This is a genomic window from Streptomyces sp. NPDC104096, assembly GCF_055584385.1.
Genome location: NZ_JBVJMD010000112.1, coordinates 1 through 9,967 on the forward strand (window position 1 = coordinate 1; position 9,967 = coordinate 9,967).

Consider the following 9,967-nt stretch of genomic DNA (forward strand, 5'->3'; position numbering starts at 1 on the left):
ACGCGTGGTGGATGCGGGGATGGTCCTCGAGCCAGGCCCGGGTGGACAGGCCGTTGTGGCCGGACGGGTTGTCGGTGACGATCCAGATCTGGCCGCTTGGGCTGGCGTCCTCGAGCAGTTGCAGGAACTGCTGGTGGAAGACGCTGTTGCGGGAGGACGCGGTCATGGTGAGGGCCTGGCCGTCGGCGGGTCGCAGGCCGCCGTAGACCCAGGGTTTTCTCCGGTCCGCGGCTGTAGTCGAGCTCGGCTTTGATCCGGTGTCCGTCCATTGACCAGGCGGGTGCGGGCGGGAAGGTCCGCGGGATCACCGGCCCCGGCCCGTCGGCGCAGATCACCGTCACGTCGTCGGGCGGGCGGGTGTGGAGGCCGAGGATCCGTGTCCTTCTGGGTCGAAGTCCCAGTCCTTCGACCGCGTCCAGGACCGGGTGCGGCGCCGGCGCACGCCTTCGGCGAGCAGGATGCGGCGCACCTGCGAGCGGCCCATCTCGATGCCTTCGGCCCTCGCTGCCGCGGTCAGGGAATCCAGTGTCCACTGGGCGGGGCCCGACTCGTCGAAGGCCCACAGTTCCCCGACGGGCTCCCGCCGCAGCCGCCCCGGCGGCACGGTCTTGACCAGGGAGATGATCCGGGACCGTTCCTGCTCGGTGATCCGCCGCTCGCGGCCCTGCCCGCCCAGATCGTCCAAGCCCTCAAGGCCCGCGTGGTTGAAGCGGTGCAGCCGGCAGCGGACCGTCTTCCGACTGCAGCCCAGTTCCACCGCGATCGCCGGCACCCGCAGCCCCGGATCAGCTCGACTCGATCATCCGGGCCCGCATCACCGCATCCCGCGGCGCCTTCCGCGCCCGCCTGCTCTGCGCCGCGACCCGAGACGGATCGCCGTCGAATGCGCGGGCGAGAACCTCGCCGATACGACCCGCGCTTGGAAGATCATGGAGACCAGCCACCCGCCGGTGTTCTACGTGCCCCCGACCGACGTGCGCACGGACCTGCTGCGGTCTGCCTCCCACCACACCTGGTGCGAGTGGAAAGGCAGCGCTGACTACTGGCACATCCTGGTGGGATCCCACCTTCGCGCCCTCGCCGCATGGAGTTACCCCGACCCGCGGCCGCCCTACGAAGACCTCAAAAACCACGTCGCCTTCTACGCCGGGAAATTCGACCGCTGCACCGTCGACGGCTACACGGTGCGGCCCCAGCAAGGCGACTTCTACGGAGGCTGGATCACCCCCGAGGTCCGTGGCCCCTTCAAGGGAGGAGCCCACACCCACGGCTGGTGACCGGACCAACGTCCAGGCGCCTCTGCCACACTGCCCCGGCCAGCGGCCGCCGGCTCGCCTCCGCAAGCAGCTCGCCGCGTTTTCCGACGTCCATGTCATCGGCGTTCTGACGACCAGTAGGCGCTAACGGTCGGGCGCGGCGGGGAAGAGTCTTCGGCATGAGACTGATCAGCGACGGGCATGACCACCGGGGCGAGCAAGGGTGGCGGTGGTACGCCGGGGCCGCCGGCGCTGTGGCCGTGGCCGCGGTAACGGGTTCGGCGGCGGTCGATCCGGGAAGCACCTGGTACCGGGCACTTCGCAAGCCCGTGTGGCAGCCGCCGTCGTGGGCGTTCGGCGTGGTGTGGACACCTCTTTACGCCTGCCTCGCCTTCGCCGGCGGACGGGCGCTCACCCGGACTCACGGCCGAGAACGTGTGCAGATCGCTACCAGTTTCGGGATGAACCTGACGTTGAACGCCGGCTGGAACTGGCTGTTCTTCGGCCTGCGCAGCCCACGAGCCGGACTGGCCGGCACGGCCTTGCTCAACCTCAGCAACGCCGACCTGGCCCGCCGGATCGCGCGGGCCGACAAGATGGCGGGCCGTGCTCTGTGGCCGTACGGCGCATGGTGCGCCTTCGCCACCGCTCTGAATGCCTCCATCGCCCATCACAACCGCTGAGCCGTCGCCGGCAGGCCGACACAGATGATCCTGCTGCCGTTCTGCGCCCCGGACGACACACGCCGCAAACGGAAGCACTGATCCGCCGAGGGGACACCGCCGCGAAGTTGCCGTTGAGAAGTCGGTGTCTTTCATTCGTGAGCACCGGCGTCATAGTCGTCGGTAGGTTCATGCGCGAGAGGACGAGTACGACGGGTGTCTGGAGACGGGCAGGCGGATCCGACGGAGTTGTGGCAGCAGCGTTGGCCAAGTTGCCCGCCGGTTGGGTACAAGCTCCGGGGCCCGTATCGGGATGTCTGGGTACGTTTTCACAGCCTGCCAGCATCGAAGCGGTACGCGGAGGACGAGAGCGAGTACGCCGTCGTCCTGGAGCGTTACAACACCGTCCTCGATGAGCTGTTCGCTAGTGCAGACGTGTATGTGATCGCACCGCTCTGGACGACCGAAGCGGAGGTTCCACCATCGCAGGCCGTCACCGGGTATTGGCAGAGCCTGCTGGTGGAGGAAGATCCTGACCCTGCGTTCCGCACGCACTGCCACCTCTTCGCCGCCCGCCGACCCTGGAGGCGTGGCTGCATCGACGATCTGCTCCGAGACATCGCCGACAACAAGGTGGCGGGCATCCTCATCACCGACACCCGGATGCAGCGCATCCACCACCCCTACGACGGTGGCGCTGACGTCTTCCTCGCCACCTCCGAGGAACGGGACCAGGTGCGCGATCGGCACGCTGGTTGGCTTTCTCGTCACCCCTCGGGTCTCTGACCCGCTCGGCTCTCCGCCCCGCTCAGAATCGTCTCCACTACAAGCACCGGGTTGAGAGGCTCCACGAGCTCCTTGGTGGCGACAGCCACGATCCGCGCGGGCGCATCACCGTCCAGCAATGCGCTCACATATTCGATGGCCTCCGCAGGCGAGAACATCGGCAGCCTCTGGCGCAGTGTCCGCACAGCGTGCATGCGTCCGCGCGCGGTGGCGACTTCGCACAGCGCATCATGGAGATGATCTACTGCTGTGCGCACCGGCAGCCCACGTATCCGGGCTCGATAGTCGGGCTCCCACTCCCCGGTTACCGCGGAGACGACGCCGACTCGGTGCAGTCCCCCGTCGACACGGTCGACCAGGTAAGGCCCGTTACCGGCCAGCATGAATTCCGGGTTCCGGGTGCGTACAAACTCCTCGGAGGTCCAGGAGACGATCCACACCAGTTCGTGCTCCTCGACGTCGACCACAGCCATCCGCGTCGCGTCCACGCCCGCAGCCCGCCACTGCTGATAGTCGCGCTCCAGCTGGTCCTCGACGGCCTGAACGGCGGCCTCTCGCTCGATCACCCATGCAGCTTCCCGCACCGCCCCCTCCCTCGACCAGCAAATTCGCATGGCCCAAAGGCACGTACGACCAAGCCGCCGGGCTCGGTGGAAAGGTCGTGGCCGGCACCCCGCGCGACTCGCTGTATGTGCTGGACGTCCTCTACGACCGCGACGGCGGCCGCCGCCCGGAGATGATCGTCACCGACACTGCGAGCTACAGCGACATCGTGGTCGGGCTGCTCACCCTCACCGGGTTCGCCTACGCTCCGCAGCTCGCCGACCTGCCTGACCAGAAGATGTGGCGCACCGACCGCACCGCCGACTACGGCGCCTTCCAGGAAGCGGCTCGCGGCCGGATCGGCCTCGCCCGCCTCGAGCGGCACTGGGAGGACATCCTGCGGGTCATCGGCTCCATCCATACCGGAGCCGTCCGCGCCTACGAGATCATCCGGATGCTCTCCCGCGACGGGCGGCCCACACCGTCGGGGATGCGATCGCACACTACGGGCGGATCGCGAAAACCCTGCACATCCTGCGCTCGGCCGACGAGCCCGGCCACCGCCGCCGGATCAAGATGCAGGCCAACTTCCAGGAAGGCCGCCACGCGCTCGCCCGGAAGATTTTCCACGGGCGGGCCGGGCAGCTCTACCAGCGCTACCAGGACGGCATAAAAGACCAGATCGGGGCGCTCGGCCTAGTCCTCAACGCGCCCGTGCTGTTCGACACCCGCTACCTGGACGCCGCCGTCACCCAGCTCCGCGCTGACGGCTTCGAGGTCTGCGACCAGGACCTCATCCGGCTGTCCCCGTTCGTCCGCCACCATGTCAATGCTGCGCCGGTACTCCTTCCAACTCCCCGACCTGCCCGGCGACCTACGGCCTCTGCGTGCCCCGAACGCTGAGGACACGGCGTGATCCCAGGACACGGCTGCGGTTGGGCCGGATGGCGGGCACGCACGCGCGTGGGTTCCGCGGAGAGGGGAACCTGCAGCCGAGGCATCTCCCAGCGGAGCCCCGGACCAGGAGCGGAGACGAGCGGTGGCCACCACGATGGGCGAGGAGGCCCAGGCAGGCATGGCACAGCCGGCGAGTATTCAGTTGCCGGGCATCGTGCTCGGGGTGGGGATGGGCGGGTTCGTCGACGGCATCCTGCTGCACCAGTTGCTGCAGTGGCACCACATGCTCTCCAGCACCAACCACGACCACATCGGGGTGAAGTACTACAACCCCCATACGGTCTCGGGACTGGAAATGAACACCGTGTGGGATGGCATCTTCCACGCCGTGTGCTGGATCGCCGTCCTTACGGGCCTTGCCATCCTGTACTCCCGCGTCACGCACAACCGGCGGACGGTGTGGACCTCGCGGGTCCTGTGGGGCTGGATCCTCGTCGGGTGGGGGCTGTTCAACCTGGTCGAGGGGATCCTGGACCACCAAATCCTGGGCATCCATCACGTCCACGGCGGCCCCTACCAGGCTTGGTGGGACGCGGGCTTCCTCGTCCTGGGCGGCCTGCTCCTGATCGGCGGCTACCTGCTCCAGCGCAGCGGCCAGCCCTTCGACCCAGGCGCACCGGCTGGGCGGAGTGAAGGCCGGCGAGCCTGATGGACCACCACATGCCCACTCGCGGACACGCCGCGGGCAGCAGCCTCCTTCAATGGCTCCTGCCCGTGCTCGTCCTGCTGGCCGCCGCCGGTACCTACCTGCTCCTCGCTCACCGGGCCCGCCAGCGCAACCCGGCCCTGGGCTGGAGCCGCTGGCGGACGACCAGCTTCCTGACCGGTGTCTGCCTGCTCGGCGCCGCGCTGCTGCCGCCCGTGGCGCCCTTCGCGCGCGAGGACTTCCGCGGCCACATGGCCCAGCACATGCTCATCGGCATGTACGCGCCCCTCGCGCTCGTCCTGTCCGCCCCCGTCACCCTCCTGCTGCGCACCCTGCCCGCAGCCCGTGGACGGCAACTGACCGCCGTGCTTCACAGCCAAGCCGCCCGGGTGATCGCCCACCCCGCGGTCGCACTGGCGCTGTCCACGGGCAGCCTAGCGGTCCTCTACTTCACCCCCCTCTGCAACGCGACCATGAGAACTCCGGCGGCCCACTGGCTGCTGCACGCGCACTTCCTGCTGTCCGGCTGCCTCTTCGCCTACGCCATCGCCGGCCCCGACCCCGCTCCTTCCCGGCCAGCCGTGCGCGCACGGCTGGTCTACCTCGGCGTCGCGATCGCGACCCACGCGGTCATCTCCCAGCTGATGTACGGCGGCTTCTGGGTCGACATCCACGCCCCAATCCCCCAGGTCCAGGCAGGCGCGGAGATCATGTACTACGGCGGCGACATCGCCGAACTACTCCTGGCCGCCGCTCTGATCGCCACTTGGCGCCCCGAGCCGCGGCGGACAGGCACCCGCGAGTCCGCCGCCACCCGGGAAGTGACGGCACCTGCCTAAACGCGCCCACCGGTGTGCCACTGCTCGGCGGTGGTGTGCCCGAAGGACGCGCCCAAGGGGTGGGCGCCGTCGTCCTGATCATGATTCACGGGGCGGGAATGTCACACCTGTCACTGACACCCGTCCGGCGCCTCCCCTTTCCGTCACCGTGCGGTTCGAAGCTCACGGTGATCTTCTAGAAGCCCTTGGAGGACTCCGTCGTCGCGGAGGAAGGCGTAGTAGGCCGGCAGGGCGGCGAGATAGGTCGCCTGATCGTCGACGGTCTTGTACAGCACGGCCAGCGGCAGACCCGCCCAGCGGTGCCGTCGCTGGTAGCCGTCCACCCGCGCCAGCAGGCCCATGGCGCCTCCCACCGGTCGGCCGGGAGCCCGCCCCGGCAGACATCACGCTCCCGGTGCCCCGGCCTGGGGCTTCTCACACCAACCCGGCCCGCGGTCCGCCCACTCCGGCGATCTCAGAACCCCTTGAGGGACGCCTGCCCAGCGGCGGCGCGCAGCGGACCGCCGAGCCACCGCGCGGCCTCTGTCCGGCTGCGCAGGCGCACCACAGCGGGGTCCGGGCGCTCCTCCAGCAGCGCGGTCACCCGGGCTGCGGTCACGCGAGGGGTGGATCCGTACGGTGATGCGTCGAAGGCCTGGGTGATGTCGTGATCACAGTTGGTGGCCTTGAGGAGGTCGTTGAACGCCCTCTCAAGGACTCGGCGCGGTCAGGTACCGCTGGATCGTCGGTGCCAGCCACGCCACGATCTCCGCCCGCGCCAGCCCCACCGTCGGCGGCATCCGCAGCACGTACCGCGTGAGCGCGAGCCCCAGCAGCTGCGACGCCATGAGTGCCGCCCGTGCCGGGACCTGCTCGGGGTCGGGGCACACCTGCTGGGCGGCCGGCAGCAGCTGGTCCCGCAGGATGCCCTGCATGCGCTCCGCCCCGGCCTGGTTCGTCACGCCGACCCGCAGCAGGGCGGTGAGGACCTCGTTGTTCTCCCACATGTCGAGGAAGTGCTCGACGAGGATCTGTCCCGCATCCTGCCGGCGGTCCGCCCCGCTCACGTCCGGCAGCCGCAGGTCGATGGCGACGGCCGCCGCGAAGAGGCCCTCCTTGTTGCGGTAGTACCGCATCACCATCGACGGATCGATGTTCGCGTCCTTGGCGATGGCGCGGATGGTGGCTCGCTCGTAGCCGTCGATCGCGAAGCGTTCGCGGGCCGCCGCGAGGATCGCGCCGCGGGTGGCGTCGGAGCGGCGGGGGGCGCCGGAGCCGGGACTTGTGGAAGTGCTGTCGCTGCCATTCATGCCAACAAGCGTAGGCCAACGGGCGTAGGTCAACAATCGTTCGCCAACAACTGTTTGCCAACAATTGTTTGCCAACAGATGTTGACACCCCCCTCGGCGCCTCATTATCGTAGTCAACAAGCGTTGGCCAACAAGTGTTGGCAAATAGGCGATGGAAAGCAAGCGCTGGCAACAGGAGGTCACCATGAACGGCACCGCCACCCACCGCACCGTCATCGTCGTCGGCTCCGGCCCCACCGGCCTCCTCCTCGCCGGTGACCTCGCCACAGCCGGCGTCACCGTGACCCTCGTCGAGAAGCGGCCGCGCGAGATCAGCAACCTCTCCCGCGCCTTCGGGGTGCACGCCCGCACCCTGGAGCAGCTCGACGCCCGCGGCCTCGCCGACGAACTCCTCACCACCGGCGACACCATCACCGGCCTGCGGCTCTTCCGCCGTCTCTCCCTCGATCTGAGCACGCTGCCCTCACGTTTCCCCTTCCTGCTCATCACCCCGCAGTACGAGGTAGAGCGGCTCCTGGAGCGGCGGGCCCGGGAGGCTGGGGTCGAGTTCGCGTACGAGAGCGAGGTCGTGGGGCTGCGGCAGGACGACGAAGGGGTCGACCTCGACGTGCGCGGCGCGGACGGGGCGCTCGTCACCCGTCGGGCAGCCTATGTCGTCGGCGCCGACGGTCACCGAAGCGCCGTGCGGGAGGCGATCGGCCTGGACTTCCCCGGGGTCTCCGTCATCAAGTCGCTGATCCTGGCCGATGTCCGACTGGCCGAGAAGCCCGAGGACGTCCTCACCGTCAACGGCCGCAGCGACGCCTTCGCGATGATCGCCTCCTTCGGCGACGGCTGGTACCGGGTCATGGGCTGGAACCGCCGCAACGAGGTCTCCGACGGCGCCCCGCTCGACCTCGACGAGGTCAAGGAGATCACCCGCCGCGCCCTGGGCACCGACTACGGCATGCACGACGCCCGCTGGCTCTCCCGATTCCACAGTGACGAACGCCAGGCACCGCACTACCGGGTCGGGCGGGTCTTCCTCGCCGGGGACGCCGCGCACATCCACTCCCCGGCCGGCGGGCAGGGCATGAACACCGGGCTCCAGGACGCCGCCAACCTGAGCTGGAAGCTCGCCGCGGCCGTCCAGGGCCGGGCGCCCGAAGGGCTCCTCGACAGCTACGAGGCCGAGCGCCACCCGGTCGGCAGGGCAGTGCTGCGCAGCAGTGGCGGACTGGTCCGGCTGGCCCGCGCGCAAAATCCGCTGCTGCGTGCCGCCCGCGCCCTGGTCTCCGCATTCGTCGACATGGCCCCGGCCGTCCAGCGCAGGGCCCTGGGGCAGATCACCGGGATCGGCTACGCCTACCCCGCCCCCCACGGCGCCCACCGCCTCACCGGCACCCGCGTCCCCGATGTCGCCCTGAAGGAGGGCCGACTCTACGAGGCGCTGCGCGGCGGCCGGTTCGTGCTGATCACCCCCAGGACGTACGAAGGCCCCGGTGTCGGTGAGGGGCGGCTGACCATGGAGCGCTGGGCGGACGACCGCCGGACGACCGTCCTGGTACGGCCCGACGGATACGCCGCCTGGGCGGCGCAGGACGCGGACACGACGGAAATCGCAAAGGCGCTGGCCCGGCATCTGGGCTAGAGCCTGTCTGATCGACGAGTCGGCGGCAGCAGAGCGAGAGCTGCGGCGCTACCTGCAGGTGCTGACCGGCGTGGGCCTGCGTATCGAGTCGCGGCCCGTGGACCGCACCGGGTTGCCGGTGTGGGTTTCAGGGGCGGTGGCACAGGCGAGGACGTCGATGCTCGACAGGCCGGGCCTTGCTGCTGGGGCTCGTCCGTTCACCCATCCGATCTGCTGTGATGGCGGGGCACTTGGAGTCCGGTGAGGGTGTGGGGGGCGCCGTCCACGTCGGCCAAACCCCTCTTTCCGTCCCTGAAGGAGCTCCGTCATGTCTGAACGCAACACTGCTATCCGCAGCCTGCACGATCTTGGTCTGGCGGCCTGGTTCGGTGGCTCGCTGATGGGGGCGGTCGGTCTCAACGGCGCGGCCGAGGACCAAGGCGGCACGGAGGCGAGCCGGGACCGGATCTCATCGTCGGGGTGGGCGAAGTGGACACCGGTCAACGCCGCCGCGATCGGCGCGCACCTGTTCGGCGGCGGCGGGCTGCTCGTCGTGAACGCGCACCGTGTCGCCACCCAGCAGGGCGTGGCCGCCTCCACCACGGCCAAGACCGTCGTCACCGCCGCGGCTCTGGCCGCCACCGCCTACGCCCGCGTCCTGGGCAAGAAGGTCGAGCTGGCCTCCTCCTCCGACCCCGCTGACGCCGAAAAGGCGGCCAAGCACCCGATCGACCTGGAGAAGGCGCGGCGGCAGCTGCACCTGGCGCAGTGGGCGGTGCCGGCCCTGACCGGATGCCTGGTGGTGCTCAACGCCCTGCACGGCGAACAGCAGCGCCCGAGCGAGCAGATCCCCGGTATGTGGGAGCGGGCCTGCTCCGCGGCCCACCTGATGCCGTAAAGCTTGGCGGTACGCATGGGAGGAGGTGACCGGCAGCCACAACGCCTGCACCTGGTGCGCACCCGGTGGCTGTTGCGACATGTCCGCGACGGCTCGGGGCACTGCACGTCGCTGTCCGGACTCCAGCCACCGGGCAGGCCCGGCTCAGATGATGCGGCTGTAGCCTGCCTTCCAGGTGACAACCATCCGCACGTGCCACGAAGCGGCCCGAACTGGGGATCGCTGCGCGGCTCGCCAGGGAGATCCGCTCCTTTGGCGTCACCGTCGTGCTCGTCGTCCGCGAGCCCAAGCGGCTTGGCCGCGGCATCGAACTCGCCATGCGCACCGAGGAACCGAAGGCGCGGGTTCGGGACGGACAGTGTGCGAAGGCATCGAGTCCGCCCCGGACGTGCGGCTCGCCGTCTATGCGGCGGGGGTGAGTTCGGCCTGGCCGAACAGCAGCGCGTAGCCGGTGGGGAGCTGGTGGAGGATGCGGGTGATCA

At 69.6% G+C, this 9,967-nt stretch carries 12 protein-coding genes and 2 pseudogenes; 8 read left to right on the forward strand and 6 right to left on the reverse strand.

What is annotated here, in order from left to right:
- Positions 1-337 precede the first annotated feature (337 nt).
- Positions 338-772, reverse strand: a complete 435-nt coding sequence (locus ACZ60B_RS41840; RefSeq protein ID WP_469397050.1) for a helix-turn-helix domain-containing protein — start codon at positions 770-772, stop codon at positions 338-340.
- Between the two features lie 157 nt (positions 773-929).
- Here ACZ60B_RS41840 and ACZ60B_RS41845 point away from each other — a divergent pair, with 157 nt between their 5' ends.
- The 3 genes from ACZ60B_RS41845 (at position 930) to ACZ60B_RS41855 (ending at position 2,704) form a co-directional block, all read left to right on the forward strand.
- Positions 930-1,277 carry a DUF427 domain-containing protein gene (locus ACZ60B_RS41845; protein WP_469397052.1) on the forward strand — a complete coding sequence of 116 codons (348 nt, stop codon included), beginning with the start codon at positions 930-932 and terminating at the stop codon, positions 1,275-1,277.
- A 158-nt stretch (positions 1,278-1,435) separates the two neighbouring features.
- Complete coding sequence (locus tag ACZ60B_RS41850; RefSeq protein ID WP_469397054.1) at positions 1,436-1,939, forward strand: TspO/MBR family protein; 504 nt, start codon at positions 1,436-1,438, stop codon at positions 1,937-1,939.
- Positions 1,940-2,134: 195 nt separating this feature from the next.
- Entirely contained in the window at positions 2,135-2,704 is a 570-nt protein-coding gene (locus ACZ60B_RS41855; protein ID WP_469397056.1) for a DUF3885 domain-containing protein, read from the forward strand.
- Here ACZ60B_RS41855 and ACZ60B_RS41860 read toward each other — a convergent pair.
- Positions 2,686-3,270 carry a YrhB domain-containing protein gene (locus ACZ60B_RS41860; protein WP_469397059.1) on the reverse strand — a complete coding sequence of 195 codons (585 nt, stop codon included), beginning with the start codon at positions 3,268-3,270 and terminating at the stop codon, positions 2,686-2,688. The genes ACZ60B_RS41855 and ACZ60B_RS41860 overlap by 19 nt on opposite strands.
- A gap of 62 nt (positions 3,271-3,332) precedes the next feature.
- On the opposite strand from ACZ60B_RS41860, the pseudogene ACZ60B_RS41865 reads away from it, so the two are divergent.
- The 3 genes and pseudogenes from ACZ60B_RS41865 to ACZ60B_RS41875 form a co-directional block, all read left to right on the forward strand.
- Positions 3,333-4,163: pseudogene (locus tag ACZ60B_RS41865) on the forward strand (Tn3 family transposase); the annotation flags it as partial.
- A 159-nt stretch (positions 4,164-4,322) separates the two neighbouring features.
- Complete coding sequence (locus tag ACZ60B_RS41870) at positions 4,323-4,853, forward strand: DUF2243 domain-containing protein (RefSeq protein ID WP_469397074.1); 531 nt, start codon at positions 4,323-4,325, stop codon at positions 4,851-4,853.
- 11 nt (positions 4,854-4,864) lie between these two features.
- Positions 4,865-5,689: a cytochrome c oxidase assembly protein gene (locus tag ACZ60B_RS41875; RefSeq protein WP_469397061.1), complete on the forward strand. Its 825-nt coding sequence runs from the start codon at positions 4,865-4,867 to the stop codon at positions 5,687-5,689.
- Positions 5,690-5,832: 143 nt separating this feature from the next.
- On the opposite strand, the gene ACZ60B_RS41880 is transcribed toward ACZ60B_RS41875, so the two are convergent.
- From ACZ60B_RS41880 to ACZ60B_RS41890, 3 genes are all read right to left on the reverse strand, one after another.
- Positions 5,833-6,030 carry a hypothetical protein gene (locus ACZ60B_RS41880; protein WP_469397063.1) on the reverse strand — a complete coding sequence of 66 codons (198 nt, stop codon included), beginning with the start codon at positions 6,028-6,030 and terminating at the stop codon, positions 5,833-5,835.
- Positions 6,031-6,143: 113 nt separating this feature from the next.
- Complete coding sequence (locus ACZ60B_RS41885; RefSeq protein ID WP_469397065.1) at positions 6,144-6,287, reverse strand: hypothetical protein; 144 nt, start codon at positions 6,285-6,287, stop codon at positions 6,144-6,146.
- 91 nt (positions 6,288-6,378) lie between these two features.
- Positions 6,379-6,978, reverse strand: coding sequence for a TetR/AcrR family transcriptional regulator (locus ACZ60B_RS41890; RefSeq protein ID WP_469397067.1), 600 nt, complete (start codon positions 6,976-6,978; stop codon positions 6,379-6,381).
- 184 nt (positions 6,979-7,162) lie between these two features.
- Here ACZ60B_RS41890 and ACZ60B_RS41895 point away from each other — a divergent pair, with 184 nt between their 5' ends.
- Both ACZ60B_RS41895 and ACZ60B_RS41900 read left to right on the forward strand, forming a co-directional pair.
- Entirely contained in the window at positions 7,163-8,608 is a 1,446-nt protein-coding gene (locus ACZ60B_RS41895) for an FAD-dependent monooxygenase (RefSeq protein ID WP_469397069.1), read from the forward strand.
- A gap of 307 nt (positions 8,609-8,915) precedes the next feature.
- Positions 8,916-9,485 carry a hypothetical protein gene (locus tag ACZ60B_RS41900; RefSeq protein WP_469397072.1) on the forward strand — a complete coding sequence of 190 codons (570 nt, stop codon included), beginning with the start codon at positions 8,916-8,918 and terminating at the stop codon, positions 9,483-9,485.
- Between the two features lie 402 nt (positions 9,486-9,887).
- On the opposite strand, the pseudogene ACZ60B_RS41905 reads toward ACZ60B_RS41900, so the two are convergent.
- Positions 9,888-9,967 (reverse strand): annotated as a pseudogene (locus ACZ60B_RS41905) (DUF2267 domain-containing protein); the annotation flags it as partial.

Excerpts from the sequence above, each read along its gene's own strand:
- ACZ60B_RS41845 (WP_469397052.1), top strand. The coding sequence starts at position 930 with ATGGAGACCAGCCACCCGCCGGTGTTCTACGTGCCCCCGACCGACGTG.
- ACZ60B_RS41850 (WP_469397054.1), top strand. The coding sequence starts at position 1,436 with ATGAGACTGATCAGCGACGGGCATGACCACCGGGGCGAGCAAGGGTGG.
- ACZ60B_RS41870 (WP_469397074.1), top strand. The coding sequence starts at position 4,323 with ATGGCACAGCCGGCGAGTATTCAGTTGCCGGGCATCGTGCTCGGGGTG.
- ACZ60B_RS41875 (WP_469397061.1), top strand. The coding sequence starts at position 4,865 with ATGCCCACTCGCGGACACGCCGCGGGCAGCAGCCTCCTTCAATGGCTC.
- ACZ60B_RS41880 (WP_469397063.1), bottom strand. The coding sequence starts at position 6,030 with ATGGGCCTGCTGGCGCGGGTGGACGGCTACCAGCGACGGCACCGCTGG.
- ACZ60B_RS41890 (WP_469397067.1), bottom strand. The coding sequence starts at position 6,978 with ATGAATGGCAGCGACAGCACTTCCACAAGTCCCGGCTCCGGCGCCCCC.
- ACZ60B_RS41895 (WP_469397069.1), top strand. The coding sequence starts at position 7,163 with ATGAACGGCACCGCCACCCACCGCACCGTCATCGTCGTCGGCTCCGGC.
- ACZ60B_RS41900 (WP_469397072.1), top strand. The coding sequence starts at position 8,916 with ATGTCTGAACGCAACACTGCTATCCGCAGCCTGCACGATCTTGGTCTG.